The sequence below is a fragment of the Rhodopseudomonas palustris genome, from assembly GCF_007005445.1.
GTDB classification, from domain to species: domain Bacteria; phylum Pseudomonadota; class Alphaproteobacteria; order Rhizobiales; family Xanthobacteraceae; genus Rhodopseudomonas; species Rhodopseudomonas palustris_G.
Genome location: NZ_CP041387.1, coordinates 3,535,185 through 3,560,177, shown reverse-complemented (window position 1 = coordinate 3,560,177; position 24,993 = coordinate 3,535,185). Strand labels below are relative to the sequence as shown.

Here is a 24,993-nt window from a genome sequence, read left to right as displayed (position 1 = left end):
ATGAGCAATTACCTTCTCGACCGCGCCGTTGCCGAAATCGCCGACGAGATGGCGCAGCGGGCGGACCGCGGCGAGGTGGCGAGCTACATCCCCGAGCTGGCGCGGGTCGACCCGAAGCGCTTCGGGCTGGTGGTGATCGACGCCGATGGTCACGTTGCCGCCGCCGGTGATGCCGACGTGCCGTTCTCGATTCAGAGCATCTCGAAGGTGTTCACGCTGACACTGGCGCTCGGCAAGGCCGGCGATCGGCTGTGGCGGCGCGTCGGCCGTGAGCCGTCGGGCTCGGCGTTCAATTCGATCGTGCAGCTCGAACACGAGCGCGGCATTCCGCGCAATCCGTTCATCAACGCCGGCGCCATCGCGGTCACCGATCTGATCCTGTCCGGACACCAGCCGCGCGAGGCGCTCGGCGAAATTCTGCGCTTCATGCAGTTCCTCGCCGGGGATACGTCGATCGTGATCGACGATGCGGTCGCGAAGTCCGAGCAGCGCACCGGGTTTCGCAATGCCGCGCTCGCCAACTACATGAAGTCGTTCGGGGTGCTGGACAATCCGGTCGAATACACGCTCGGGGTCTATTTCCATCACTGCGCGATCGCGATGAGTTGCCGGCAATTGGCGATGGCCGGGCGTTTTCTGGCGTACAACGGCCAGAACCCCTCGACCGGCCACAATGTGGTGTCGAGCGAGCGCGCCCGGCGCATCAACGCGCTGATGCTGACCTGCGGCCATTATGACGGTTCGGGCGAATTCGCCTACCGGGTCGGCCTGCCGGGCAAGAGTGGCGTCGGCGGCGGCATCCTCGCGGTGGCACCGGGCAAAGCCTCGATCGCGGTGTGGGCGCCGGGGCTTGATGCCGCGGGGAACTCCCATCTCGGCCGCGTCGCGCTGGAGGCGCTGACCAAGCGCATGGGCTGGTCGATCTTCGGCGTCTGACGATCAACCGAACGCACCCGGTACCAACAAAAAGGGCCGAACGCGTGCGCCGGCCCTTCGTCAGTCGGTCTGATGATCGCGGCGGAGGGGCCGCGCAAGCTGCGGTGTCATGGCCGTTTGGTGGACTGCTCTTCGAGCATTGCGATCTCGTGATACCAGCTCGAACAGGTCAGGATATTGGCGGGATTCGATGCCGCTTCGCTGCTCGGCAGCGAGGTGCGGTTGGCTCCATCCCGGCCGCCGACCGGGAACTGGTAGATCTTGGCGGAGGTCTGGTTCAGGCTGCTCACGCGATCTCTCCTTATGTCTCCTTCGGGTCGATGAAGCGGCTCGACGAGCGGTCCGGCCGCGCGTCGCAACGGATGATAACGCGATTGCTTCGCGTGCAGGCAGAATGATCAACAAAGAATCAGTCAACGGCGATTCTTTGCGCATTTTCCCGTCTGCTGACGAACTCGGCATTGGTTGATGCAACGCGGCCGGGATGGCTTGGTTGCGCACTCCCCCTTCCGAGAAAATCGTGCGCCCGAGGGGTTAATTTTGTTCACCGCTGCGGGCGCGGAGAAATACGGAGTGATCGACGATTTCGCGTGTCGCGCTACGGCGCCCTAGACGCGGAGCCCCTTGCGTTGACCGCGCCGTCGCGGCGCTGCCCTGCCTGCGGCGATTTGGCTCATTCTGGCATATTAAATGCTTCATGTTCGGCGGACAGAAGGCCGCCGGGAGCGGTTCTGCGTCCGCCACCAGCCGAACGCCGGTGGCATCTCCAACGAGAGGACCGCATGACCAAGTACAAGCTCGAGTACATCTGGCTCGACGGCTACAAGCCGACGCCGAATCTGCGCGGCAAGACGACCATCAAGGAATTCGAGATCTACCCGACGCTGGAGCAGCTTCCGCTGTGGGGCTTCGACGGCTCGTCGACGTTACAGGCCGAAGGCCACAGCTCGGATTGCGTGCTGAAGCCGGTCGCGATGTACCCGGACGCTGCGCGCAAGAACGGCATTCTGGTGCTGTGCGAAGTGATGATGCCGGACGGCGTCACCCCGCATCCGACCAACACCCGCGCCACCATCCTGGACGACGAAGGTGCCTGGTTCGGCTTCGAGCAGGAATACTTCTTCTACAAGAACGGCCGGCCGCTTGGTTTCCCCGATTCCGGCTATCCGGCGCCGCAGGGGCCGTATTACACCGGCGTCGGCTACAAGCATGTCGGTGACATCGCTCGCCAGATCGTCGAAGAGCATCTCGACCTCTGCCTCGCCGCCGGCATCAACCACGAAGGCATCAACGCCGAAGTGGCCAAGGGCCAGTGGGAATTCCAGGTGTTCGGCAAGGGATCGCGGACCGCCGCCGACCAGATGTGGATGGCGCGCTACCTGATGCTGCGTCTCACCGAGAAGTACGGCATCGACATCGAATTCCACTGCAAGCCGCTCGGCGACACCGATTGGAACGGCTCGGGCATGCACTGCAATTTCTCGACCGCCTACATGCGCGAAGTCGGCGGCAAGGAGTATTTCGAAGCGATGATGAAGGCGTTCGAGGCCAATCTCGACGACCACATCGCGGTTTACGGTCCGGACAACCACATGCGCCTGACCGGCAAGCACGAGACCGCGCCGTGGAACAAATTCTCCTACGGCATCGCCGATCGTGGCGCGTCGATCCGGGTGCCGCATTCCTTCGTCAACAACGGCTACAAGGGCTATCTGGAAGATCGCCGCCCGAACTCGCAGGGCGACCCCTACCAGATCGCTTCCCAGGTTCTGAAGACGATTTCGTCGGTCCCCACCTCGAAGTCGGCAGCCGCCGCCTGAACCTCCACGGCGACTGCTCGCGGCCCGGACGCAAGTCCGGGCCGTTGCCGTTTGGGGGCCTGATTGCGTGTCCGGGCCTGCGGTATCTTCACCTTTCAGCCACTGTTGACGTGCAACAACTCCCCGGCGCGGCGTGAGCCGGTGACGGGCCGGCGGTGCCGATCGCGCGCGATGGGGAATTTCGGAATGTTTCGCGGGGTGATGGCCGTTCTCGGCCTGTTGGTGCTGGCAGGCTGTGCCGGCGATGTCGCACCTTCGGTCGACACGCCGTCAATGTATCAGAGCATGGCGCGAGAAGGCGCCCGGGTCGACGTCGCCGCCGCGGCCGTCATGATCTCGCAATATCGCCAGAACAACGGCCTCGGCCCGGTGACGGTCGATCCGGCGCTGACCAAGCTGGCCGAGGACCAGTCCTCGACCATGGCGAGGCGCAACAAGCTCGACCATGACGTCAAGGCGCCGCTGGCGCAGCGGCTGAACGCCTCCGGCTATCCTGCAGCGGTTGCGGTCGAGAACGTCTCGGCCGGCTATCACACGCTGGCGGAAGCGTTTTCGGGCTGGCGGGATTCGCCGCCGCACCGTGCCAACATGTTGAAAACGGGTGTCGACCGGATCGGCATCGCCGCCAGCTATGCGCCGGGCACCAAATACAAGGTGTTCTGGACCATGATTCTCGCCTCCACCGACACGCCGCGATAAACTGGGCGTGATCGCGTCCCGCCGTTGGCGCGATTGACGCTGGCGCCGCGCCCCGCCAAGTTGCCGGCGTCCCTGCCCGAGGTGCAACCGACCGGATGGACCCGACCCCGCACAAAAAGCCCTCGAGGCCCTGCGACGCGCGCCGCGTGCTGGTGCTGCAGGGCGGCGGCGCGCTCGGCGCCTATCAGGCCGGCGCCTATCAGGCTCTGTGCCATCACGATTTCGAGCCGCAATGGCTCGCCGGAATCTCGATCGGCGCCATCAATGCCGCGATCATCGCCGGCAATCCGCGCGAGCAGCGCGTCGACAAGCTGAAGCAGTTCTGGGAGATGGCGTCATCGCCGGTGCCGTGGCAGCCCCTGCTGCACGACGACCACGCCCATTCGCTGTTCAACGAGACCTCGGCGGCGGTGATCGCCGCCTTCGGCGTGCCGGGTTTCTTCACGCCGCGGTTTCCGCCGACGCATCTGCTGCCCTCGGGCAGGCCGTCCAATTTGAGCTATTACGACACCGCGCCGCTGCGTTCGACGCTGGAGCGGCTGGTCGATTTCGACCGCCTCAACCACAACGGCATCCGCCTCAGCGTCGGTGCGGTCAATATCGTCACCGGCAACTTCGTGTATTTCGATACCACCAAGCAGACCATCGGCCCCGAGCACATCATGGCCTCTGCCGCGCTGCCGCCGGGGTTTCCGGCGATCGAAATCGACGGCGCGTATTATTGGGATGGCGGCGTCGCGTCCAACACCCCGCTCGACTACGTGCTCGACTGCGAGCAGCGCGAAAATCTGCTGATCTTCCAGGTCGATCTGTTCAGCGCCCGCGGCCGGCTGCCGGAGACGCTGCTGGAGGCCGCCGAGCGCGAGAAGGACATCCGCTATTCCAGCCGCACCCGGCTGAATACCGACAAGAACAAGATGATCCACAACACCCGCAAGGCGCTGCGCGACCTGATCGATCGGCTGCCCGCGGAATTGCGCGACGATCCGGCCTACGCCATCCTGCATCAGGCGGCGCAGGAGAATGCCGTCACCGTCGTGCATCTGATCTATCGTAAACGCGACTACGAGGCGTCGTCGAAGGACTACGATTTCTCCCGGCTGAACATGACCGAGCACTGGAAGGCCGGCGAGCAGGACGTCTATGTCTCGATGCGCGACCAGAGCTGGCAGCGGGCGCCGCAGGACGGCGAAACCATGGTGACCTGGGACCTCACCCGGGATGCATTCGAATAAGCGGCCTGTTCTGCGCCGCTTTCTCAACTTCGCGAACAGGAGCGGATGATGACGAATCTGACAGGCAAGACCGCGGTCGTGACCGGCTCGACCTCGGGGATCGGGCTCAGCTATGCGCGCGCCTTCGCCAAGGCCGGCGCCAACGTCGTGATCAACGGCATGGGCGAAGCTGACGCGATCGAGAAGGAGCGCAAGGCGATCGAGAGCGAGTTCGCCGTCAAGGCGGTGTACTCGCCGGCCGACATGCTGAAGCCGGCCGAGATCGCCGAGATGATCAAGCTCGGCGAGACCACCTTCGGCTCGGTCGACATTCTGGTCAACAACGCCGGCATCCAGTTCGTTTCGCCGGTCGAAGATTTCCCGATCGAGAAGTGGGACGCGATCATCGGCATCAATCTGTCGTCGGCGTTCCACGGCATCCGCGCCGCGGTGCCGGGGATGAAGAAGCGCAGTTGGGGCCGCATCATCAACACCGCCTCGGCGCACTCGCTAGTGGCATCGCCGTTCAAGTCGGCCTATGTGGCCGCCAAGCACGGCATCGCCGGCCTGACCAAGACCGTGGCGCTGGAGCTCGCCACCCACAAGATCACCTGCAACTGCATCTCGCCCGGCTACGTCTGGACCCCTCTGGTCGAGAAGCAGATCCCCGACACCATGAAGGCGCGCGGCCTGACCAAGGAGCAGGTGATCAACGACGTCCTGCTCGCCGCCCAGCCGACCAAGCAGTTCGTTACCCCCGAACAGGTCGCCGCCCTCGCAGTCTATCTCTGCGGCGACGACGCCAGCCAGATCACCGGCGCCAACCTGTCGATGGACGGCGGCTGGACTGCGGCGTAAGGCGGGTTGGGGGCCGTCCACATTTGGTCGGGCCCCGCCTTCGCCTCACGAACGAACGTCATCCTCCGCGCAAGCGGAGGAGCCAGTATTGCAGAGCATTTCGTCTCTGGGATACTTGGTCGCCCGGTCAAGCCGGGCGACGACGTGAGTGTGATGAAATAAGTCTCGCTCACCCCGTCTTCCCGAACGCCAGCACGTGCAGGCCGAGGCGTTTGCGGACGATCCAGAACAGCAGCACGGTTTCGAAGGTCAGCGCCGCGGAGGTGGCGGCGGCGGCGCCGTAGCCGCCGAAGCGGGGAACCAGGATCAGGCACAGCGCCAGATTGACTGCGAACGCCAGCGCGTAAGCCAGTGCGCAGACGTGCTGGTGGCCGAGCATGTTGAGCAGCCGCTCGACCGGGCCGATCGCGGCACGGACCATCAGGCCGATCGCGGCGACGAACATGATGCCGTAGCCGGCGGTGAACTGCGGTCCGAACAGCCACAGCAGCGGCTTGCCGAGCGCCAGTAGAACCAGCGTCGCCGCCAGCGACGGCCAGAACGTCCACTGAATCGCATGGCGGACATAGGCGGCCAGCCGCACGGTATCGCCGGCGACGCTATATTCGGTGAAGCGGTGCGCGGTGGTGGCCGACATCGCGTAGTGAATGAACGACACGAGCGCCAGGGTCTTCACCACCGCGTAGTAGATGCCGACCTCTTCCGGCGTACTGAATTGCTGCAGCACCAGCACGTCGGTGTAGGACAAAAGCAGATAGAAGCTCTCCACCAGCAGGATCGGCAACGAAGTCGCGAGCCAGCCGCGGACGTCGTAGGCGCGCGGGCCGGCGGGGACATGGCCGGCGAGCCGGCGGTTGAGCGCGAGCATCTGTCCCAGCATGGCGATCCACACCGCCGCGCAGCTCGCCGCCATTGCGGCGACCGCGCCGAGGTCGAAGCCGAGGGCGAACAATCCGGCGGTGAAGCCGATGATCAGCGCCTGCCGGATGATGAATTGCGGCATCAGGCCGAGCCGCATCCAGTCGTGCGAGCGGGCGATGCCGTCCTGGGTGTTGGCGACCACGAAGGCGGGCAGTGTCAGGCAGCCGAGATACAGCGGCACCACGGTCGCATCGCCGATCAGCGGCGATAGTGCCCACACCAGCGCGGCCAGCAGCAGCGAAACCATGCCGGAGGCCGCCAGCGTGCCCCAGCGGCTGCCGGACAGAAAGCCACGCAGCCGGTCGAGATCGCCGCTCGCGCGATATTCTGGAATGATCTTCTGCGCCGAGGCGGAGATGCCGAAATCCAGCATCGAGCCGAGCAGCAGCACCCAGGTCCAGACATAGACGTAGATGCCGTAGTCCGACGCGCCCATCCAGCGCGCCAACAGGATCTGAGCCCCATAGGCCAGCGCCGCACTGACCACGCGGATCAGGAAGATGGTGCCGGCGAGGCGATTGGTCAGCGAGGCCTCGTTTGATCCGCCGAACATCGCGCCGAGGCGCGCCTTCAGCGCCGCCAGGGGCGTTGCTGCGGGTCGAGAGTCCATGGCGGCCAAAGCGTTTCCCCGAACCGGCCGCACCGGGCGCGACGCGGCGTCCGCCTGACCTAGCAACCAGATGTTAAGAATCGGTTGGATCAGGCGGGGGAGGGCGGCCGCTGCGCCGGTGGAACTCGGACCCGCCGGAAGCGTTGGCTGCGCACGATAGCCGCTCCGACAAATGCAGAGCCGGCATCGAAGCGGAGCATCCCAGATGCCGACTTGGTCGATGCCGAAACTGTCGCGAAAGATCATCGGGTGGTTCGTGGCCGCCGTTGTCATCGCCGCCGTGTTGAGCGTTGCGACGATCAACGGGATGGGGCTGTCCGGTCAGTCGGTGCGGGTGGCGGCGCTGAACCTCGCCAGCCTCGTGGTGGCATTCCTGCTGATCGCAGGGGTCGGACGTCGCCAGAACGACAAGCGGTGATGCCGGACAGTATTTCCGTATCTGTCAGGCAAAGCACTACAACCGAAGTTGGTAGCAAGGTGAGGCGCGGTGCCGGCCGCGGTCGCGCGCGTTCGCCGAGCGCCGATCGTGGATGAAGTAGTCGTTACTTGGACCAACTAACTCTTAACACCTCGCCCGTAGTTTTCCTTGGACATCGTCGTTCACCTCCGGCGAGAGTCGTTCCCATCCGCTGAACCGGAATTCGCCGTGATCCCTTCCGTCAAGCCCACTGGCGTTGAAGTGTTCTTCGATGCCGACGATATCATCGTCTCCAAGACCGACCTGAAAGGGCGGATCACCTACGCCAACCGCGTATTCACCGACATCTGCGGCTACAGCGAAGCCGAACTGATCGGACAGCCGCACTCGATCGTGCGTCACCCGGATATGCCGCGCTGCGTGTTCAAGCTGCTGTGGGACACGCTCGCCGAGCGGCGAGAGATCTTCGCCTACGTCAAGAACATGACGAGGCACGGCGATCACTATTGGGTGTTTGCGCACGTCACGCCGTCGTTCGACGCCGCCGGAACGGTGATCGGCTATCATTCCAATCGCCGGGTGCCGGAGCGCCGGATCGTCGCTGCGCTGGAGCCGGTCTATGCCGAGCTGCTGGCGCAGGAGACTCGCCATCGCAACGGCAAGGACGCGCTGGCCGCCGGCTATCGGCATCTGATCGATTTCGTCAAAGCGAAGAACATTTCCTATGATCAGCTCGTCTTCTCTCTCTAAGGCCGGGATCTGCCTCGGCGTCGTCGTCGTCGGGACGTTCGCTGCGGTTGCGGGCCTGGCGCTCGGCGTGCCGCTGCTGCAGCAGATCGGCCTCGGCCTCGCGCTGCTCGGCGCCGCCGGCGCTGCCGCGATGCTGCTGCGGCTGAATCGGATGCTCACGCAGATCGACCAGGTTTGTGGCCGGATCGCCGACGGCGACTTCGAGGCTCGGCTGATCGGATATCGCGACGGCGGGCGCTTGCTCGAGCTGCAGTGCCGGTTCAACGACATGATCGACCGCTGCGACGCGTTCGTGCGCGAGTCCAGCGCCGCGATGGCGGCGATCCGCGACGACAAGTATTACCGCCACATTTTGCCGCAGGGGTTGCGCGGATCGCTGCTGATCGCCAGCCGCACCATCAACGAAGCGATGCAGGCGATCGAGACGCGGGTGGCGGCATTCAACGCCAACACCGCCGAATTCGAGACCGCGATCGGCACGGTGATCGACGCGGTCGGCGCCGCCTCCAGCAACATGGGCGAGACCGCTACCAGCCTCAACCGCGGCGTGATCGCGACGCGCGACCGCACCCTGGCGGTGTCGGCCGCCAGCGAACAGGCGTCGACCAACATGGAGACGGTGGCGGCGGCAACGGCCGAATTGACCGCGTCGGCCAACGAGATTCTCAGCAGCGTCAACAGATCGGCGACAATCGCCCAGGCCGCAGTCGCGGCTTCCGATCACGCCCGCGACACGGTCGGCAGCCTGTCGACCGCCACCGAACGGATCGGCGCGATTGTGCAGTTGATCGAAGAGATCGCCTCGCAGACCAATCTCTTGGCGCTCAACGCCACGATCGAGGCGGCCCGTGCCGGCGACGCCGGCCGCGGCTTCTCGGTGGTGGCGCAGGAGGTGAAGTCGCTCGCCGAGCAGACCGCCAATGCGACGCGCGACATCTCGCGCAGTATCGCCGAAGTGCAGGACACCACCCGTGCCGCGGTCGATGCGATCTCCGGCATCGGCCGCTCGATCGGCGAGGTCGACGACATCACCCATCAGGTGGCGCTTGCGGTCGAAGCGCAGACCGCGGCGACCGGTGAGGTGGCTCGCAACATCGAAGAGGCGTTCGCCGGCATCCGCGACATCTCGGGCAATATCCAGGGCGTCGGCAGCAACATCAGCGAGACCGAGCAACATGCCGAGGTGACGCTGTCGGCCTCGGGCACGCTGGCGCAGCAGGCGCGCACGCTCGGGGATGCGGTGCGCGGCTTCCTGCGCACGTTGCATCGCGACGGTTCCGAGGTGCGCCGCGCCGCCTGAGCGAATCCGGCTGCGCTCCGCGGCGAACCGATTTTGGCCGCACACATTAACGCGAGTTCATCTAGATGAACTCGCTCGTCAGCGCCTGTTCACCTGCAACTTCATAGGATCGAACCGGTTTTTGAGGTTCTCGATCCGAAGGAGGTTGTTCGATGAAGCTGAAACTCGCCGTCGCTGCCGCAGCCGCTCTGAGTGCCGTGGCGCTTGCGCCTGGCGTCGCGTCCGCGGCGATGCCGAACGGCCTTCCCGCCGCCGCGCAGGCGAGCGGCAGCCCGTCCGCGAACGTCGACCAAGTGCGTTACGTTTGTAACGAATGGGGCCGGTGCTGGTGGCGGCCGAACTACTATGGCGCTTACGGCTACTATGGGCCGCGCTTTTACGGCCCGCCTCCGCGCTACTATGGTCCCCGCCATTACGGCCCGCGCGGGTATCGCGGCTGGCACGGACGCCGCTGGTAGGCGACCTGGTTTTCTCCATTGCCTAACAAGCAGAGGGCGGCCTTCGCAGCGAGGCCGCCCTCGATCTTTCTGTGGGAGCAGGATTCAGAGCTGCGCTATTTCTTCACCCCGAAGGTCGCAGGGTCGAGCTTGGCGTAGACCTCGTCGTAGAACAGGTCGCTGAGCTTCTTCGGATCGTTCTCGATCGGAGCGATCAGCTTCTCGTATTTCGCCAGAAGTTCCCTGTACTTGTCGACGAACTCCTGGGCGTTCTCGATGCCTTTCTTCTTGGCGGCATCGACGATGCCGGGCAGATCCTTGTCGACGAAGTCCTTGCGCGCCGCGAGCAGCGCCGGGTCCGGCTGCACCACCGGCACTTTCTTCTCCTTGGCGAGCTCCAGCGCCGCCTTGTCGCCGGCGTGATACTCGTTGACGGTCTTGACCACCGCCACCGGGATCGCCTTGAGGATCCCGGCGCGCTGCGGCGTGGTCATCTTCGACCAGGTGTCGAGATTGAGCGAATACAGATTGCCGGAGCGGAACGAGCCGAGATTGAGCAGCACCACCTGGCCGGCGGTATCGGCGAGGCCGTGGGTCTTGAGCCCGCCGACCGCATAGACCGCGGCGTCGATGATGCCGCGCGACAGCGTCTCGTACATCTCCGAGGACGGCACGTTAACTCCGGTGGCGCCGACCGATTTGGCGAATCGGTCCCACAGTGCGCCGCCGGCGCGCAGCTTCTTGCCTTTGATCTTCTCCAGCGAATTGATGTCGCCCTTGGCGATCAGCACGTAGGGCGCGGTGCTCATGCCGCTGCCGAACAACTGGTTCTGCTTGGTGTATTCGGCGAGGCACGGCTTGCAGTGCAGGTTGAACAGCTCGGTGATGGCCATCGCGGCCGCCATGTCGTTCTCGCCGACCATCGCCAGGTCGTTGAGCATTGAGCCATAGGGATAGTACGACGGCGTGTAGCTCATGGTGGCGAAGCCGACGTCGGCGACCTGATCGCGGATGCCGTCGGAGATCGCCTTGGCGCCGAGCAGCGATTCGGCCGGGAAGATCCGGACGGTGACTTCGCCGTTGGTATTCTTCTTGACCTCTTCGGCGAAGGTCTCGTAGCCGAGTCCGACCGGATGCTTCGGCGACAGATAGTGCACCGCCTTGAGCGTCACCGCCGAAGCGCTGCCGGAGGCGCCGAGTGCGAACGCGAGCGCCAATGCGGTCGCGGCCATCCATTTTGCCTTCATGTCGTTTCTCCCTGTGGTTCAATGTGCGGCTTTTCGCCGTCCTCGGTACGTCCGTGAGCAGCTCCGGCTAGTTGATCAGCGTGGTCAAATAGGTGGCGATCTGCGGGAACGCGACCAGCAGCGCGACGCAGATCAGGTCGGCGACCAGAAACCAGAGAATCCCGCGGAAGATCGTCTCGATCGGAATCGTTTCGCCGACGATGCCCTTGATGACGAAGACGTTGAGCCCGACCGGCGGCGTGATCAGTCCGATCTCCAGCAGCTTGGTCAGCAGGATGCCGTACCAGATCAGGTCGACGTGCAGCTTCTCGACCGCGGGCAGGAACACCGGCAGCGTCAGCAGCATGATGCCGATCGGGTCGAGAAAACAGCCGAGGAACAGCAGCACCGCCATGGTGCCGAGCACCAGCATCATCGGCGAGACCTGGCCGTCGATGACGACGCTGGAAATGAAATCGGTGAAACCGGACAGCGCCAGAAATCGTGTCAGCAACAGGGCGCCGATCGCGATGATGAAGATCGAGCCGGTGGTCACCAGCGTTTCGGTGATCGCGAGTTTGACCTTGTCCCAGGTCAGCGTTCGCTTGGCGAAGCCGATCATGAAGGCCAGCAGCGCCCCGATGCCGCCGGCTTCGGTCGGGGTGAACACGCCGCCGAACAGCCCGCCGAACACGCCGAAGATCAGCACCAGCACCGGCCAGGTGCCGCGGAACGCACCGAAGCGGTCGCTCCAGGAGACGTTCTCGGTGACCCGCGGCGCCAGCGACGGGTTCAGCTTGACGCGGACCACGATCATCGCTGCGTAGAGCGCGGCGGTGAGCAGCCCAGGGCCGATGCCGGCGATGAACAGCTTGCTGATGGGCAACTCGGCGTAGATGCCGTAGATCAGCAGCAGGATGCTCGGCGGGATCATCGAGCCGATAGTGCCGGCGACCGCCACCGTGCCGGCGGCGAGGCCGGGATGATACCTGCTGCGCAGCATTTCCGGGATCGCGATCCGCCCCATCGCGGCCGCGCAGGCGAGCGACGAGCCGGTCACGGCCGAGAAACCGGCGGCAGCGCCGACCGACGCCACCGCGAGGCCGCCCGGCATCCACGACAGCCAGGCGCGGGCCATTCGGAACAGGCCGTCGGTGAGCTGGGAATGGTAGCAGACGTAGCCCATCAGCAGGAACATCGGCACCGAACTCAGGGTCCAGTGCGAGATGAAATCGTAGGGCATCGACGTCAGGGTGCCCCAGGCCACCCGCGGGCCGAGCATCGCCCAGATCCCGGCAAACGACAGTCCGCCGAGAGCGACGCCTACCGGTACCCGCATCAGCAGCGCAACGATCAGCAGGCCGAGCACGATCCCGCTCAGCGTCAGATCATCCATCCTCGGCGTCTCCCCTGCGCTCGGCTTGTTGTTATTCGATCGCTTCGCGCGCGACGTGAGGTTGCAGCACTTTGCGCTCGCCTCTGAACAGTCGGATCGCCTTGTAGACGAGAACCAGCGCGATCATGCCGCAGCCGACCGGCAGGAAGAATCGCGTCGGCCAAACCGTCACCGCGACGGTGCCGAGCGCCTGTTCGCCGATTTCGTACTTCTTGATGGCGTCGCCACCGGTCTGCCAGGCGAAGGCACCGAAATAGGCCGCGGACAGCAGCGCGACCACGCCGATCAGCACGTTCTGTACGGAGCCTGGGAGATGCCGAGTGGCGAGTTCGACGACGATGTGGCCGTTGGCGCGCTCGATCATCGCCAGCGGCAGAAACACCACGGCGACCATATAGTAGGAGGAGACGATCTCAACCGTTCCGTGCAGCGGCGCGTTGAAGACGTAGCGGGCAACGACGTCGGCTGCGATGTGCAGCATCATCATCACCAGCGCGATGCCGCCGATCCAGGCCAGCAACGCCGAAGCGTAACCGAGCAGTCTGCCCAGCATGTGTTTCCCCCGGATGGATCGTGCGGCCGCGGGTTTTCCCGTCTGTTGCGCCACGCGGTCCTTGATCTTGTTCGTTATCGACAGCGTCCAGCGTGCGGCGCTCGATGTCAAGCCTGTCCGCCGGGTGCTTTCACGGGAGGTGGGACGATCGAGCCCGCAACGACGTCGGCGCCGCTGCGCCCCGCGCACTACTCATCGGCGTTGCGCAAGCTGGTGGGGCGCCGAGTGCGCGATCAATCGCGCGCTTCGCAGACGTCGACCCATTCGGCGCCGACCAGTTCGGCCAGCCGCTGCGGTGCGATCCGCGCCGCGCTGTGCGTCGAGCCTGCGGCGGGCACCACGACGTCGAACTGGCGCAGCGACACGTCGCAATAGATCGGCAGCGGCTGCGTCAAGCCGAACGGACAGACGCCGCCGACCTCGTGGCCGGTGAGATCGGCGACTTCGTGAACGCCCAGCATCTTCGGCTTGCCGCCGAGCAGTGCCTTGGCCTTCTTGTTGTCGAGCCGCGTCGTGCCGCTGGTGACGATCAGCACGACCCGATCGCCGACTCGCAGCGACAGCGTCTTGGCGATCTGGGCCGGCGGCACGCCGTAGGCTTCGGCGGCGAGCGGCACCGTAGCCGAACTCATCGCCGATTCCTCGACGATGATGTCGGGGGCGTGTTGCGCGAACCAGGCGCGAACGGATTCCAGACTCATGCGGCTCCTCAGAAGCCGGCATCCCGCGCCGGCAATCCACGGCCGATATGCCGCAAAGGCCCCGCCTGCGCAAATCTCGGCGCTTCGCCGCGATCCCGAACTGCGCGCGATCACGTCGCCAGAGCGAAACCGCGCCGCCCGAATGCCACGGGATGACCGAGTCCTAGAGCCCCAGCAGCTTGCGGGCGTTGTGCTTCAGCACCTTGGGCCGGACTTCGTCGCGGATCTCGAGCTTGGCGAAGTCCGACAGCCAGCGGTCCGGCGTGATCACCGGCCAGTCGGAGCCGAACAGCATCTTGTCCTGCAGGATGGTGTTGATGTAGCGCACCAGGATCGGCGGAAAGTACTTCGGCGACCAGCCCGACAGGTCGATGTAGACGTTGGGCTTGTGGGTCGCGACCGACAGCGCCTCTTCCTGCCAGGGGAAGGACGGGTGCGCCAGAATGATCTTCATGTCGGGGAAGTCGGCGGCGACGTCGTCCATGTACATCGGGTTGGAGTATTTCAGCCGCATTCCCATGCCGCCCGGCATGCCGGAGCCGACGCCGGTCTGGCCGGTGTGAAACAGCGCGATTGCGCCGCCTTCCTGAATCGCCTCGTACAGCGGGTAGGCGAGCCGGTCGTTCGGATAGAACCCCTGCATCGTCGGGTGGAATTTGAATCCCTTGATGCCGTAGTCCTTGATCAGCCGCCGCGCCTCGCGCACGCCGAGCTTGCCCTTGTGCGGGTCGATCGAGGCGAACGGAATCAGCACGTCCGAGTTCTGCCGGGCGATCTCGATCATCTCGTCGTTGTTGTAACGGCGGAAGCCGGTCTCGCGCTCGGCGTCGACCGGGAAGATCACCGCGGCGATCTTCTTGGCCCGATAATACGCCGCTGTTTCGGGGACCGTCGGCGGATGCTTGTTGGGCGAGCCGAAATACTCGGCCATGCGCGCCTGGAAGTCGTCGTAGCCGTCGTCGGCATGGCAGCCGCACGGCTCTTCGGCATGGGTGTGGATATCGATGGCGACCAGATCGTCGGGATTGAGCATCGGGCGTTTCCTTCGGGCGTTGCTCGCCTTCTTGGCGGCGGAGAATTGATTATGGTCTATAATTATTTTGTTGCGCTGTGAAGCGTTGCGGCGTGTCTGCGCGTGCCGCCGGGTCGACCATTTCGGCGATTTCGGCCGCGCCGCCCGTGGATCGGGCCGAATCTCCCAAACAGCTCGGGATTGGTCGGGCGGATCGATTGACAGGCCGGGAGTCGCTGGATAGATAAATCCCCGTCCCGGGCGGTCCGCCGCCGGCGGGCTGTTTTTGTTTTGCATTCCGGCCAGTTGTCACGGCCTTTCAACCAGTCAGGATAGACCCATGAAGGTCCGTAACTCGCTGAAGTCGCTGCTCGCCCGCCACCGCGAAAATCGTCTGGTTCGTCGCAAGGGCCGGCTCTACGTCATCAACAAGACCCAGCGTCGGTTCAAGGCCCGTCAGGGCTGATTGCGACGGGCCGTTCGCGGCTCGCGCTCTATATCTCACGCCGGTGTGACGCGCGCGCTGCTTTGCAGCGCGCTTTGTCGTGTCTAGACTGTCCCGATGGCGTTCGTCCTTCGACATTCCTGCTTCGGCTTCTGCGCGTTGACGCTTGCCACGGTGTTTCTGGGCATGCCTGAGGGGGCGCGCGCCCAAGCCCCCGACGGGCCAAAGCACCCATTGGAGAAGCCGCTCGCTCAGCCGCCGGCGCCGCCGGAGAAGTTGCCGCGGGTGCCGACCGACCGCACCAAGGGGCTCGACTTTCTGTTCGGCGCTCTGAAGGCTGCTCCCGACGAGGCCAGCGCCAAGCACGTCGAGGGGCGGATCTGGGCGCTGTGGAACCAGACCGCCAGCGACACCACGGCGCTGCTGATGGCACGCTCCAAAGTCGCGATGGACGCCAAGAACTTCGACGTCGCGGTGAAACTGCTCGACGCCGTGATCAAGCTCAAGCCGGATTATGTCGAAGGCTGGAATCGGCGCGCCACGATTTATTATTTGCAGAACGACTACATGCACTCGCTCGAAGACATCGAGCAGGTGCTGGCGCGCGAGCCGCGCCATTTCGGTGCGCTGGCCGGCCTCGGCATGATCATGCAGGAACTCGGTGACGACAAACGCGCGCTCGACGCGTTCCGCAGGGCGCTCGCGCTCAATCCGCATCTCGACAAGGTGCCCGACCTCGTCAAGACGCTGTCCGAGAAGGTGGAAGGCCGCGATATCTGACGCGCTTCCGCCACCGTCGAGCTTTGAATCCGGCCGAACCACCCCACATCCAGGGTCCACCGCGAAGATCGCGCCGGCCGGGTGCCGCGCGGTCGATCATCGGCATCAGCACGGGAGATCCCAATGAGCACGACATCCGGTTCGGCGAAGTGGCAGGGCGGCATCAAGGACGGCAAGGGCGCGATCTCGACCAAGAGCGGCGCGCTGTCCGAATATCCCTATGGCTTCGCCAGCCGGTTCGAAGGCAAGCCCGGCTCCAACCCTGAGGAACTGATCGGCGCCGCCCACGCCGCCTGCTTCACCATGGCGTTGTCGCTGATCCTCGGCGAAGCCAAGCTCACCGCCGAGCAGATGGACACCAAGGCCGACGTCACGTTGGAGAAGCAGGGCGACGGTTTCGCTATCACTGCGATCCATCTGACGCTCACAGCCAAGATCCCCGGCGCCGACGACGCCACTTTCCAGGACTGCGCCGCCAAGGCGAAAGCCGGCTGCCCAGTGTCGAAGCTGCTGAATACCAAGATCACGCTGGATGCGAAGCTGGTGAGCTGACGCGCCAATAGACGCATCATTCCGGGGCGCCGCGGAGCGGCGAACCCGGAATCCAGAGGTTGTTGCACCTCAGGCCCACACCATCTCGAGGTTCCGGGTTCGCGCTTCGCGCGCCCCGGAACGACAAGGCTAGGCGGACTTTGACAATCGGACAAAAATGTCCGATATGTTGGTCCTGTCGAGGTTTCGACATGGACAAGCGTGATCGGTTCATCGCGGAATTGCGGGAAGAGGCCCAGGCTCGGGGGCTGCGCTTTCGCGTCGACTACCCAAGGGCAAAGGTGGTCACGCGATGGTGTTCGTCGGCGATCGCCTGACGACATTGCCGAGTCGAGAGATCGATCCCAAGACCGCGAGGAAGATACGAAAACATCTGGGTCTTGCAGACTAGTCGGCCGACGGTGGCCACCGAATGAGGATTTGCTGATGAAAACCTACGCCTACGCGGCAGAATTCGAGCCGGGCGATCGGCGCGGCGTCGTCGTGGTGAGTTTTCCTGATGTGCCCGAGGCGATCACTCAGGGTGACGACATGGCTGACGCCCGCGCGCAGGCGGAGGAAGCTCTCGGTCTGGCCCTTCTGAGCTATCCGCAGCGCGGCCTTCCGCTGCCGAAGGCAAAGACCAAGACCAAGGGGCTTATCATGATCGCAGTTGCCCCCGAGGTCGCTGCGAAACTGGCAGTCCTGGAGGCCTTCGCTGAGGCCGGTATCAACAAAAGCGAATTCGCGCGCCGGATGGGCAAAGACGAGAAGGAGGTTCGCCGAATCCTCGATCCACGGCATCCGACCAAGTTGCCGGCAATGGTCGAGGCGTTACGTGCGCTCGGCAAACGTCTCGTGATCGGAGTGGAAGAGGCGGCTTAAGCCGCCGCCTCACACGTCCGCGTCGCTCGGTCCGACATAGGCGATGCGGACCATGTTGGTCGCGCCGGGGGTGCCGAGCGGCACGCCGGCGACGATGATGACGCGCTGTCCGGACTTGGCGAAGCCGTCGCGGAACGCGATGCGGCCGGCGCGGTCGACCATGTCGTCCTGATCCTTGGCGTCCTCAGCCACCACGCAATGCACGCCCCACACCGCCGACAATTTGCGCCCGGTGTGAAGGCTCGGGGTGATCGCCACCACAGGCACCTTCGGCCGTTCGCGCGCCACCCGCAGCGCGGTCGAGCCCGACGAGGTCCAGCAGATGATCGCTGAGAGATCGAGCGTTTCGGCGATCTGCCGCGCCGCCCCCGCGATCGCGTCGCCCGCTGTCGCTTCCGGATCGGGGCGCTGCGACGTCACCACCGAGCGATAGGTGGCATCGCGCTCCACCTCTTCGCCGATCCGGTTCATCGTCGACACCGCTTCGACTGGATATTTGCCGGCGGCGGATTCGGCCGACAGCATGATCGCGTCGGCGCCTTCATAGACCGCGGTGGCGACGTCGGAGACCTCGGCACGGGTCGGCACCGGGCTCGAAATCATCGACTCCAGCATCTGGGTGGCGACCACCACCGGCTTTCCGGCGCGCCGCGCCATCCGCGTCATCTGCTTCTGCAGGCTCGGCACCCGTTCCAGCGGCATTTCGACTCCGAGGTCGCCACGGGCGACCATCAACGCGTCGGAGACGTCGAGGATGTCCTGCAGCCGGTCGATCGCCTGCGGCTTTTCGATCTTGGCCATCACCGCCGCGCGGCCGCGGATCATCCGCTTGGCCTCGACAACGTCTTCGGCGCGCTGCACGAAGCTCAGCGCCACCCAATCGATCCCGGTCTCGCATGCGGCTTCGAGGTCGGCGCGATCCTTGTTGGTCATCGCCGACATCGGCAGGTCGGTGTCGGGCAGACTGACGCCCTTGCGGTCGCTCATCTTGCCGCCGATCACCACGCGCGTGACCGCGCGGTCGCCTTCAGTCTCCTCGCAGATCAGCCTCACCTTGCCGTCGTCGAGCAGCAGCGCGTCGCCGACCTTGAGAGCCGAGAGGATCTCCGGATGCGGCAGATGCACCCGGGTCGCGTCCCCGGGCTCCTTGACCGAGTCGAGGACGAAGCTCGAGCCGTTGTTGAGCTGCACCGGTCCGTTTGCGAACGAGCCGAGCCGCAACTTCGGGCCCTGCAGGTCGACCAGGATGCCGATCGGCCGTCCGTAGCTGCTCTCGACATTGCGGATGGTCTTGACCAGATCCCGCATCTTGTCGTGCGAGGTGTGGCTCATGTTGATCCGGAACACGTCGGCGCCGGCCTCGAACAGCTTGCGGATCATTGCGCTGTCGGAGGAGGCGGGGCCGAGCGTGGCGAGGATCTTGATCCGTCGCAGCCGTCTCATGGCTTGGTCCCGGCCTCGCCTGGCGTTCCAGGCGTGGCGGGCGCGGTGCGGCCCTGGGACGGTGGGATACCCGGCAAACCGGGCCCCGGCGCACCGGGCAATCCGGGCAGTGTCTGCATGTTCTGTTCGTTGCTTTCGGTCAGTTGCACGGTCCAGGCCCGTTGCTCGCCGGTGTCGACCTCGAAGAAGCCGGTGCGGTCGAAGCCGCGCGCCAAGCAGTTCTCGGTGCCCTTGATGGTGAATTCCTTGTCGCGCGAGCACATGAAGGCCTGCCCCGACCATTCGCCGCCACGGTCGTAATCCAGCGCGTAGATGTAATAATAGCGAGCCACCAGCGCGCCGCGCAGCAGCGTCTCGCAGCTCCGCGACGACACGTTCCACCAGCCCTCGGTGGTCCAGCCGTCGACGTCCTTGTAGCCGAGCGCGATTCCCACCCGGCTCGAGGTGTTGTTGCACAGCCGGAAGTCGGCCGCAGCCGGTGCATGGCCGCAGATCAGCGCGCCGATGGCCAGCGCAGTCGTCGCGGCCACCTTGGACCGTGCCGACCGGGACCAGATACGCTGGAGGAGGGTGGAATCTGTGATGATCATGCAGCCAAGCTATACCAAATTGCTGATGATTTCGCGTGACGGAGCCGGCCTGTCAACGGCCCCGCCGGTCCGGCGCGACGCCGGCGGCATCCGGGATGGTGCGGAGCGGAGTCGGCTGTAGCCGCCAGATGTGGCAAAATCCCAGCCCGTCCCCATCTGGGGAAGATCCGACCAGCCATGGAAGACGAACGCATGGACGACAGCACCCGGACAGAACTGGAAGCGGCGGCGTTTCGCCGTCTGGTGGCGCATTTGCGCGAGCGCACCGACGTCCAGAATATCGACCTGATGAATCTCGCCGGGTTCTGTCGCAACTGCCTGTCGAACTGGCTGAAGGACGCCGCCGAGGCGCAAGGCGTGGCGATGAGCCGGGACGAGAGCCGCGAGGCGGTGTACGGCATGCCGTACGAGACCTGGAAGGCGAAGTACCAGAGCGCGGCGACGCCGGATCAGGTCGAAGCCTTTAAGAAATCGCACCCGCACAGCCACTGACGGGGGCGCCGTCAGGCCGCGCATCAAGGCGCAATTTCGGCGCCGGCGTTTTCCGCTGTGGGTCGCTGTGGATGGGCGCGATGCCCCTTGACGGGAGGCGTCGCGGCGAAGAGTGTCCGGCGCAGATGCGGCGCGCGAGGCGACCGCCCCGCCGCTTTTTCCCAATCATTATCTGCCAGGAGTGCACGATGGCCACCTCCGCTGCCGCCGTCCAGGACGATCCCGCGACCAATTTCGCCAAGGACCAGCTTCGGGCGATCATCGAGCGGATCGAACGTCTCGAGGAAGAGAAGAAGACGATCTCCGACGACATCCGCGACGTCTACGCCGAGGCCAAGGGCAACGGCTTCGACGTCAAGGCGCTGCGCACCATTGTGCGGATGCGCAAGCAGGACGCCAACGAGCGCGCCGAGCAGGAGACCATCCTGGAGACCTATATGCAGGCGCTCGGGATGCTCTGAGGCCGGCCCGGCCGAGGCCAACCAGAACCCTGCGCCGTGCCGGCTACGGTTCGGCGGGCCGGCGAAAGCTGGCTGGAAAAGCAAATGCCCGGGATCACCCCGGGCATCGACAAACTCGTCAGATTGAAGACGCGCTCAGCGCGACGCGTCGCCCGGAAATGCCGTGGTGGTCAGTGTGGCGACCGCCGTGCCGCTGAAGGCGTCGGCATAAAGGCCCGGCTGCGGGTCGTCGGCGAAACCCATTCCCAGAGTCGCGTCCGGCTTGACGAAATATCCCGTCAGCAGGGTCATGTCGGGGTCGCCGATCACGGTGGCGGCGGTGCCCATCGCCCGCGGCATCAGGATCATGGCGCGAATCCAGACGTCGTTGTCGCGGCTGCCCGCTGCGGCGAGTCGCGCAGAGGTCGCGATCACCGTCTTGCCCTGGGCCGACGACTTGCCGATCACGCTGTCGACCTTGTTCGATACCGCCGCATGGCGCGAAGTTTGCCCGCGAATGCTGTGGGGGATCGGTGCGCTTGCGGTCACCACCCGTGAATGCCGGCTCTGCGCGTGCTGCGAAGCGTTGTCCGGAGTCATCGGCGCATAGGCCAGTGCATTCATGGCCGCCTGATCGGATTTGTCGGCCGCGGCAAGAGCCTGGCGCGCGCTGATCGTGGCGACCTGCGCGGGGCTCGCCTGCTTCGGTGCCACCGGGATGTCGTCCCAGAAACCGCGGGCGTTGATGATATCGGCGGGGGTCTGCGGCTTCGGCTCGGCGGATTTGGCGTCGGCCGGTTTGGCTTCAACCTTCGCGGCCTGCGCCGGGCGCGGCGCCGGCAGCACGACGTCGCCGGCGGAAGCGATCTGGATCGCGGCGGCGGGCTTGGCGCGCGGCATCGGTACCGGATCGCTGCTGGTCGCCTCTGCCGGCTTGAGGCCGGCGGCGGCCGCGACGGCATCGGCGGCGGCGACCTTGATGTCGGCCATCGGCTTGGCGCCGGAGGGCTTGGTCTCGGTCGCAGCTTCATCCTCGTCGTCACGCGACTTGCCGCCGAACAGCGACGCGAGGAAATTGGTCTTGGCCGGCGCGGCGCTGCTGCCGTCGCGGCGGTTCTCGATGTCGGCCAGCGCCAGCTCGTAGCCGCGCAGCGGCTTGCCGTTGGACGGCAGGTGCACGGTGCGGCCGTCCGGGAACACGCGGGCGAGCTGGTCGGAGGTCATCCGCGGCCAGTGCCGGACTCCGCCGGTATCGAGGTGGACGAACGGCGACCCGGAGGTCGGATAAAATCCGACGCCGCCACGCTGCAGCCGCAGCCCGGCGAACCGGATTTGCTCCAGCGGAACGCCGGGGATGAAGAAGTCCATCGCGTGCCCCAGCGTATGCTGGCTGTGGCGCGCCACGCCGGAGGAGCGGCGGCGGAGCATGGCGTTGGTGGAGGGGGAGCGGTAGGCGGAAATGATCTGAATCGGCTGTTTGGCGTCGACGTCCCGGTACACTTCCCAAAGGATATCGAACAGACGGCGGTCCATCGTGGTCTTTTCCTGGGATCGCCAGTCGCGCAGGAAGTGGTTGAGCTGCCTCAGCGCGTCTTCGTCATAGCGGCCATTGCGCTTGAAGGTGACGGTGAGGCTCTCGCGGGAATGGGTGTGATGAAACGACAGGGTGCGGCTGTCGCCGACCGCGGACGCATCGTGGACCGAGCCGGCACCGGCGAGCAGCAGGGTCGTGGTCAGGACGGCGCCATAGCCGGCCCTCGACATCGACAGCGATTTGAGACGGCGCGAAAGTGCAGCCAGCACGAAAACAGCCCCACTATTTGTCGACCAACCAACCCTGGCCGCGAACCCCCAGTTCAGCGGGACAGGGTTAACGCGCCGTTGACCCGTACTCAGCGATCCAAAGTTAGCGATCCGGAAACGGCGCCCGTCACCCCAAGTCGATCGTCAACCCTAACCCTCTGACTATGGCGAAATCGAGCCCGTTGCCGCAAACTAGATGGAGGATGGTTAATCTCGGTTAACGCAAACGGCCCGCCTGACGACGGGCCGTGCGTCCATTCGTCGATATTCGGCCGCGCTGTTGCGGCCGAGGCCGGTTCAGCGGGCGTAGACCCGGCGCTGCTGAGCAGCGGCCGGCTGCTGTCGCGGCTGCGGGCCCCCGAACAGATTCTCGAGGAACGAGAACGGGTTCGACGAGGGGCCGGCGGAGCCGGTGTAGTCCCCGGCGATGCTGACGCCGTTGGGCAGTCGGGTCGGGCGGGCGTAGCTCGGCTGGGCGTGCGCCACCACGGCCTCGAGGTTCTTGCCCTTGCCGTTCTTCAGCAGCGCCAGCATGGCGGCGTCACGGCCGTAGATATCCTTGCGCAACTGCAGTTTGCCGTCGTCGTCGACGAATGCCGTCTGATACGTGATGTTGACCGGGATCGGCGTTGCGAATTTCAGGTCGACCTCGCTGCGGCCGTACATCGACCGAATCCTCGCCGGGGTGTAGTTCTTGTCCGGCATCGCGATGTTCAGTAGCGCCGCCGCGTACTGATCCGGGTTCTGCACCCGCATGCAACCGTGGCTGAAGGCACGCTCGTCGCGGCCGAACAGATTCTTGTCCGGCGTGTCGTGCTGATACACCAGGAATTTGTTCGGGAAGTTGAAGCGGATGCGGCCGAGCGCGTTGGCTTCACCCGGAGGCTGCGAGATGTGGATCGAGCCGTCGCGGTTGCGCGACAGCTTCAGGCCCATGCGGTCGAGCACGGTCGGATCCTGCTGCAGCGCCGGCAGATACTCGTTGTTGATGATCGACGGCGGCACGTTCCAGGTCGGATTGACGGTGATGTATTTCATCGTCTCCGTCAGCAGCGGGGTGGCATGCTTTCCGGGCTTGCCGACGACTACGCGGGTCGACCAGACTTGCTCGCCGTTCTGCATCAGCTTCAGCGTGTAGTCGGGGACATTGAGGATCACATAGGCGTCGTCCAGCGCCGGCGCGCCGAGTTGGCGCGGCAGCCAGCGCCAGCGTTCCATGTTGACCAGGATGGTGTCGATGGTGCGATCACGCTTCGGCGTGTTCAGCGCCTTGACGGTGCGGTCGTCGAGTACGCCCGTCGCCTTGAGATCGGCCGAGTGCTGGAATTTGCGCACGGCGGCGGCGACGGCGGCGTCGTAGGTGGCGCTGTCGGTGTTCTCGGTGACGCCGAGGCGGGCGCGGAGCTGCGGCACCCGCGGATCGTCGATCTTCACCTCGGCGCGCTTCTTGCCGGCCGGCTGATAGCGCAGCGTCTCGCCCTCGGCGATCTTGATCACCGGCTTGTCGCTTTCACCGCGCAGCTCGGCGAGCTTCTTCTTCAGCTCGCGATACAGCTTGTGCGGCGGATTATAGCTGTCCAGGGCCGCCGAGGCGTCGGCGGCGGTCGTGACCGTAACGAGTACCTGCGCCGGATCGATCGGGTGCTCCGGATACTGGATGTCGGCCGACACCTGCGACCAGTGCATCCGGCCGCTCTGCGCCTGACGCGCATAATCCATCATGCTCTCGGTGAGACGCAGTTCGGCTTCCGCGAGCGTCTCGGGCGAGGTTGCGGACGCGAAGTTCGGCACTGGATAGTCGTCGGGATCGAGACCGTCTGCGGCGGCGTCCTTCAGTCGGGCGATCACACCCTTGGCCGGCGCAGTGAGTGCACCAGCCTTGGTCCACACCGGCGCGTAGTCGCGCGTCTCGTAGAACTTCTCCACCGCGCTGCGTTCGACCTTGCGTTCGAAATAGCGCGACGCGCTCTTGGCGAGCAGATCGCGAAGCTGATCGGCCACCGGCTGATCGGCGACAGCGACCGTGCTTGCCGGCTGCTGCTGCGGTTCGGCCGGTTTGACGGTCGAAGCCTGATCGGCGGCGGGCTTGGCGGGCTCAGCCACGGGCGCGTTGGCGGTTGCGGCAGGAGCCTCGACCTTCGGTTCGCCGGCGGCGGCCGTCGCAGCGTCCTTCGTTTCAGTGTTCTTCGTTTCGGTGTCCTTCGCTTCAGTGCTCTTCGTCGCTACGTCCTTGGACGGCTCGGTGGAGGAGGGCACGGTTGCGCTCGTCTGGTTCTCGCCAGCTCGGGGCGCGGAAGCGGCCGCAGGCGTGGAATCGGGCTTGAAATCACCGATCGTGGGCGGCGGCAGATCGACCGGACTAGGGACGGGAACGGCGGCATCGATTGCGAGATCCGCAGGCGACCGCGCCGGCGACTGCGCCAGAACGGAGGTCGTCGATACGGTGAGGAAGGTCGCCGCGACGGCCATCAGCACGCCTTCGAAACCGCGGCGTCCAGTCGAGTGATCTCGCATTCGTCTACCTCTTGGGAAAGCTGTCCGGCCGACAGTTCTTGGCTTGCGGTTCGTTCTTCGAGGGGGCGGCCCTTCAACGCGCGAGGGCGTGAATGCCGATTCCTCATTCTCCGTGAAGATACACGGGCCCGGTTCGAGCGGCCAGCATCGGCCGGGCGGACTCACGACAAACTGACCTCGAACGCTCTGGTGGCGAACGCGGTTCTGGCTTGTGCCACG

The 24,993-nt window shown here is 65.2% G+C and carries 27 protein-coding genes; 16 read left to right on the top strand and 11 right to left on the bottom strand.

Annotation, left to right across the window (positions count from 1 at the left end):
• Positions 1 to 936 (top strand): glutaminase, encoded by a 936-nt coding sequence (locus tag FLL57_RS16295; RefSeq protein ID WP_142883415.1) that lies wholly within the window; start codon positions 1 to 3, stop codon positions 934 to 936.
• Positions 937 to 1,043: 107 nt separating this feature from the next.
• Here the strand turns inward: FLL57_RS16295 and FLL57_RS16290 are convergent, their stop codons facing one another.
• Positions 1,044 to 1,226 carry a DUF2735 domain-containing protein gene (locus FLL57_RS16290; RefSeq protein WP_013504081.1) on the bottom strand — a complete coding sequence of 61 codons (183 nt, stop codon included), beginning with the start codon at positions 1,224 to 1,226 and terminating at the stop codon, positions 1,044 to 1,046.
• A gap of 492 nt (positions 1,227 to 1,718) precedes the next feature.
• On the opposite strand from FLL57_RS16290, the gene FLL57_RS16285 reads away from it, so the two are divergent.
• The 4 genes from FLL57_RS16285 (at position 1,719) to FLL57_RS16270 (ending at position 5,527) form a co-directional block, all read left to right on the top strand.
• Positions 1,719 to 2,756 carry a glutamine synthetase beta-grasp domain-containing protein gene (locus FLL57_RS16285; protein ID WP_013504080.1) on the top strand — a complete coding sequence of 346 codons (1,038 nt, stop codon included), beginning with the start codon at positions 1,719 to 1,721 and terminating at the stop codon, positions 2,754 to 2,756.
• Between the two features lie 186 nt (positions 2,757 to 2,942).
• Complete coding sequence (locus FLL57_RS16280; protein ID WP_013504079.1) at positions 2,943 to 3,455, top strand: CAP domain-containing protein; 513 nt, start codon at positions 2,943 to 2,945, stop codon at positions 3,453 to 3,455.
• Positions 3,456 to 3,550: 95 nt separating this feature from the next.
• A complete protein-coding gene (locus FLL57_RS16275) occupies positions 3,551 to 4,690 on the top strand; it encodes a DUF3734 domain-containing protein (RefSeq protein ID WP_142883414.1) in 1,140 nt (379 codons plus the stop codon).
• Positions 4,691 to 4,738: 48 nt separating this feature from the next.
• Positions 4,739 to 5,527, top strand: a complete 789-nt coding sequence (locus FLL57_RS16270) for a 3-hydroxybutyrate dehydrogenase (RefSeq protein ID WP_142883413.1) — start codon at positions 4,739 to 4,741, stop codon at positions 5,525 to 5,527.
• 169 nt (positions 5,528 to 5,696) lie between these two features.
• On the opposite strand, the gene FLL57_RS16265 is transcribed toward FLL57_RS16270, so the two are convergent.
• On the bottom strand, positions 5,697 to 7,058 hold the full coding sequence (locus tag FLL57_RS16265) for a lipopolysaccharide biosynthesis protein (RefSeq protein ID WP_142883412.1): 1,362 nt from the start codon (positions 7,056 to 7,058) through the stop codon (positions 5,697 to 5,699).
• A 220-nt stretch (positions 7,059 to 7,278) separates the two neighbouring features.
• Between FLL57_RS16265 and FLL57_RS16260 the strand changes: the two genes are divergently transcribed.
• The 4 genes from FLL57_RS16260 (at position 7,279) to FLL57_RS16245 (ending at position 9,984) form a co-directional block, all read left to right on the top strand.
• Positions 7,279 to 7,476 carry a hypothetical protein gene (locus tag FLL57_RS16260; RefSeq protein WP_235677158.1) on the top strand — a complete coding sequence of 66 codons (198 nt, stop codon included), beginning with the start codon at positions 7,279 to 7,281 and terminating at the stop codon, positions 7,474 to 7,476.
• Positions 7,477 to 7,704: 228 nt separating this feature from the next.
• Positions 7,705 to 8,226 carry a PAS domain-containing protein gene (locus FLL57_RS16255; protein WP_013504074.1) on the top strand — a complete coding sequence of 174 codons (522 nt, stop codon included), beginning with the start codon at positions 7,705 to 7,707 and terminating at the stop codon, positions 8,224 to 8,226.
• Positions 8,201 to 9,526 carry a methyl-accepting chemotaxis protein gene (locus FLL57_RS16250; protein WP_142883411.1) on the top strand — a complete coding sequence of 442 codons (1,326 nt, stop codon included), beginning with the start codon at positions 8,201 to 8,203 and terminating at the stop codon, positions 9,524 to 9,526. The genes FLL57_RS16255 and FLL57_RS16250 overlap by 26 nt, the downstream gene beginning before the upstream one ends.
• A 152-nt stretch (positions 9,527 to 9,678) precedes the next feature.
• A complete protein-coding gene (locus tag FLL57_RS16245) occupies positions 9,679 to 9,984 on the top strand; it encodes a hypothetical protein (protein WP_013504072.1) in 306 nt (101 codons plus the stop codon).
• A gap of 95 nt (positions 9,985 to 10,079) precedes the next feature.
• Here the strand turns inward: FLL57_RS16245 and FLL57_RS16240 are convergent, their stop codons facing one another.
• The 5 genes from FLL57_RS16240 to FLL57_RS16220 all read right to left on the bottom strand — a co-directional run bounded on the left by FLL57_RS16240 (position 10,080) and on the right by FLL57_RS16220 (position 14,872).
• The gene (locus tag FLL57_RS16240; protein WP_013504071.1) at positions 10,080 to 11,210 is read right to left on the bottom strand and encodes a C4-dicarboxylate TRAP transporter substrate-binding protein; all 1,131 of its coding nucleotides are present in this window, start codon (positions 11,208 to 11,210) and stop codon (positions 10,080 to 10,082) included.
• A 67-nt stretch (positions 11,211 to 11,277) separates the two neighbouring features.
• A complete protein-coding gene (locus FLL57_RS16235) occupies positions 11,278 to 12,585 on the bottom strand; it encodes a TRAP transporter large permease (RefSeq protein WP_013504070.1) in 1,308 nt (435 codons plus the stop codon).
• 31 nt (positions 12,586 to 12,616) lie between these two features.
• Entirely contained in the window at positions 12,617 to 13,138 is a 522-nt protein-coding gene (locus tag FLL57_RS16230; protein ID WP_013504069.1) for a TRAP transporter small permease, read from the bottom strand.
• A gap of 233 nt (positions 13,139 to 13,371) precedes the next feature.
• On the bottom strand, positions 13,372 to 13,839 hold the full coding sequence (locus FLL57_RS16225; RefSeq protein ID WP_142883410.1) for a YbaK/EbsC family protein: 468 nt from the start codon (positions 13,837 to 13,839) through the stop codon (positions 13,372 to 13,374).
• A 163-nt stretch (positions 13,840 to 14,002) separates the two neighbouring features.
• A complete protein-coding gene (locus FLL57_RS16220; RefSeq protein ID WP_142883409.1) occupies positions 14,003 to 14,872 on the bottom strand; it encodes an amidohydrolase family protein in 870 nt (289 codons plus the stop codon).
• Positions 14,873 to 15,191: 319 nt separating this feature from the next.
• On the opposite strand from FLL57_RS16220, the gene ykgO reads away from it, so the two are divergent.
• The 5 genes from ykgO to FLL57_RS16200 all read left to right on the top strand — a co-directional run bounded on the left by ykgO (position 15,192) and on the right by FLL57_RS16200 (position 17,492).
• Positions 15,192 to 15,317: a type B 50S ribosomal protein L36 gene (gene ykgO / locus FLL57_RS16215; protein ID WP_013504065.1), complete on the top strand. Its 126-nt coding sequence runs from the start codon at positions 15,192 to 15,194 to the stop codon at positions 15,315 to 15,317.
• A 165-nt stretch (positions 15,318 to 15,482) separates the two neighbouring features.
• The gene (locus tag FLL57_RS16210; RefSeq protein ID WP_433962622.1) at positions 15,483 to 16,076 is read left to right on the top strand and encodes a tetratricopeptide repeat protein; all 594 of its coding nucleotides are present in this window, start codon (positions 15,483 to 15,485) and stop codon (positions 16,074 to 16,076) included.
• Between the two features lie 123 nt (positions 16,077 to 16,199).
• Complete coding sequence (locus FLL57_RS16205) at positions 16,200 to 16,628, top strand: OsmC family protein (RefSeq protein ID WP_013504063.1); 429 nt, start codon at positions 16,200 to 16,202, stop codon at positions 16,626 to 16,628.
• Between the two features lie 191 nt (positions 16,629 to 16,819).
• Positions 16,820 to 16,945: a hypothetical protein gene (locus FLL57_RS23625; protein WP_013504062.1), complete on the top strand. Its 126-nt coding sequence runs from the start codon at positions 16,820 to 16,822 to the stop codon at positions 16,943 to 16,945.
• Between the two features lie 109 nt (positions 16,946 to 17,054).
• Positions 17,055 to 17,492, top strand: coding sequence for a type II toxin-antitoxin system HicB family antitoxin (locus FLL57_RS16200; RefSeq protein WP_047308342.1), 438 nt, complete (start codon positions 17,055 to 17,057; stop codon positions 17,490 to 17,492).
• A 9-nt stretch (positions 17,493 to 17,501) separates the two neighbouring features.
• Here the strand turns inward: FLL57_RS16200 and pyk are convergent, their stop codons facing one another.
• Positions 17,502 to 18,935, bottom strand: coding sequence for a pyruvate kinase (gene pyk, locus FLL57_RS16195; protein ID WP_013504059.1), 1,434 nt, complete (start codon positions 18,933 to 18,935; stop codon positions 17,502 to 17,504).
• Complete coding sequence (locus FLL57_RS16190) at positions 18,932 to 19,525, bottom strand: DUF1036 domain-containing protein (protein ID WP_047308343.1); 594 nt, start codon at positions 19,523 to 19,525, stop codon at positions 18,932 to 18,934. Before FLL57_RS16190 ends, pyk begins: the two co-directional genes overlap by 4 nt.
• A 192-nt stretch (positions 19,526 to 19,717) precedes the next feature.
• Between FLL57_RS16190 and FLL57_RS16185 the strand changes: the two genes are divergently transcribed.
• Complete coding sequence (locus tag FLL57_RS16185) at positions 19,718 to 20,017, top strand: DUF1244 domain-containing protein (protein WP_142883407.1); 300 nt, start codon at positions 19,718 to 19,720, stop codon at positions 20,015 to 20,017.
• Positions 20,018 to 20,205: 188 nt separating this feature from the next.
• Positions 20,206 to 20,478 carry a DUF2312 domain-containing protein gene (locus FLL57_RS16180; protein ID WP_013504056.1) on the top strand — a complete coding sequence of 91 codons (273 nt, stop codon included), beginning with the start codon at positions 20,206 to 20,208 and terminating at the stop codon, positions 20,476 to 20,478.
• A gap of 135 nt (positions 20,479 to 20,613) precedes the next feature.
• Here the strand turns inward: FLL57_RS16180 and FLL57_RS16175 are convergent, their stop codons facing one another.
• Together FLL57_RS16175 and FLL57_RS16170 are read right to left on the bottom strand one after the other, a co-directional pair.
• Positions 20,614 to 22,221, bottom strand: a complete 1,608-nt coding sequence (locus tag FLL57_RS16175; RefSeq protein WP_142884237.1) for a DUF882 domain-containing protein — start codon at positions 22,219 to 22,221, stop codon at positions 20,614 to 20,616.
• 336 nt (positions 22,222 to 22,557) lie between these two features.
• On the bottom strand, positions 22,558 to 24,774 hold the full coding sequence (locus FLL57_RS16170; protein WP_142883406.1) for a L,D-transpeptidase family protein: 2,217 nt from the start codon (positions 24,772 to 24,774) through the stop codon (positions 22,558 to 22,560).
• Positions 24,775 to 24,993 lie beyond the last annotated feature (219 nt).

Excerpts from the sequence above, each read along its gene's own strand:
- FLL57_RS16295 (WP_142883415.1), top strand. The coding sequence starts at position 1 with ATGAGCAATTACCTTCTCGACCGCGCCGTTGCCGAAATCGCCGACGAG.
- FLL57_RS16285 (WP_013504080.1), top strand. The coding sequence starts at position 1,719 with ATGACCAAGTACAAGCTCGAGTACATCTGGCTCGACGGCTACAAGCCG.
- FLL57_RS16280 (WP_013504079.1), top strand. The coding sequence starts at position 2,943 with ATGTTTCGCGGGGTGATGGCCGTTCTCGGCCTGTTGGTGCTGGCAGGC.
- FLL57_RS16275 (WP_142883414.1), top strand. The coding sequence starts at position 3,551 with ATGGACCCGACCCCGCACAAAAAGCCCTCGAGGCCCTGCGACGCGCGC.
- FLL57_RS16270 (WP_142883413.1), top strand. The coding sequence starts at position 4,739 with ATGACGAATCTGACAGGCAAGACCGCGGTCGTGACCGGCTCGACCTCG.
- FLL57_RS16265 (WP_142883412.1), bottom strand. The coding sequence starts at position 7,058 with ATGGACTCTCGACCCGCAGCAACGCCCCTGGCGGCGCTGAAGGCGCGC.
- FLL57_RS16260 (WP_235677158.1), top strand. The coding sequence starts at position 7,279 with ATGCCGAAACTGTCGCGAAAGATCATCGGGTGGTTCGTGGCCGCCGTT.
- FLL57_RS16250 (WP_142883411.1), top strand. The coding sequence starts at position 8,201 with ATGATCAGCTCGTCTTCTCTCTCTAAGGCCGGGATCTGCCTCGGCGTC.
- FLL57_RS16245 (WP_013504072.1), top strand. The coding sequence starts at position 9,679 with ATGAAGCTGAAACTCGCCGTCGCTGCCGCAGCCGCTCTGAGTGCCGTG.
- FLL57_RS16240 (WP_013504071.1), bottom strand. The coding sequence starts at position 11,210 with ATGAAGGCAAAATGGATGGCCGCGACCGCATTGGCGCTCGCGTTCGCA.
- FLL57_RS16235 (WP_013504070.1), bottom strand. The coding sequence starts at position 12,585 with ATGGATGATCTGACGCTGAGCGGGATCGTGCTCGGCCTGCTGATCGTT.
- FLL57_RS16230 (WP_013504069.1), bottom strand. The coding sequence starts at position 13,138 with ATGCTGGGCAGACTGCTCGGTTACGCTTCGGCGTTGCTGGCCTGGATC.
- FLL57_RS16225 (WP_142883410.1), bottom strand. The coding sequence starts at position 13,839 with ATGAGTCTGGAATCCGTTCGCGCCTGGTTCGCGCAACACGCCCCCGAC.
- FLL57_RS16220 (WP_142883409.1), bottom strand. The coding sequence starts at position 14,872 with ATGCTCAATCCCGACGATCTGGTCGCCATCGATATCCACACCCATGCC.
- ykgO (WP_013504065.1), top strand. The coding sequence starts at position 15,192 with ATGAAGGTCCGTAACTCGCTGAAGTCGCTGCTCGCCCGCCACCGCGAA.
- FLL57_RS16210 (WP_433962622.1), top strand. The coding sequence starts at position 15,483 with ATGCCTGAGGGGGCGCGCGCCCAAGCCCCCGACGGGCCAAAGCACCCA.
- FLL57_RS16205 (WP_013504063.1), top strand. The coding sequence starts at position 16,200 with ATGAGCACGACATCCGGTTCGGCGAAGTGGCAGGGCGGCATCAAGGAC.
- FLL57_RS23625 (WP_013504062.1), top strand. The coding sequence starts at position 16,820 with ATGGACAAGCGTGATCGGTTCATCGCGGAATTGCGGGAAGAGGCCCAG.
- FLL57_RS16200 (WP_047308342.1), top strand. The coding sequence starts at position 17,055 with ATGAAAACCTACGCCTACGCGGCAGAATTCGAGCCGGGCGATCGGCGC.
- pyk (WP_013504059.1), bottom strand. The coding sequence starts at position 18,935 with ATGAGACGGCTGCGACGGATCAAGATCCTCGCCACGCTCGGCCCCGCC.
- FLL57_RS16190 (WP_047308343.1), bottom strand. The coding sequence starts at position 19,525 with ATGATCATCACAGATTCCACCCTCCTCCAGCGTATCTGGTCCCGGTCG.
- FLL57_RS16185 (WP_142883407.1), top strand. The coding sequence starts at position 19,718 with ATGGACGACAGCACCCGGACAGAACTGGAAGCGGCGGCGTTTCGCCGT.
- FLL57_RS16180 (WP_013504056.1), top strand. The coding sequence starts at position 20,206 with ATGGCCACCTCCGCTGCCGCCGTCCAGGACGATCCCGCGACCAATTTC.
- FLL57_RS16175 (WP_142884237.1), bottom strand. The coding sequence starts at position 22,221 with ATGTCGAGGGCCGGCTATGGCGCCGTCCTGACCACGACCCTGCTGCTC.
- FLL57_RS16170 (WP_142883406.1), bottom strand. The coding sequence starts at position 24,774 with ATGCGAGATCACTCGACTGGACGCCGCGGTTTCGAAGGCGTGCTGATG.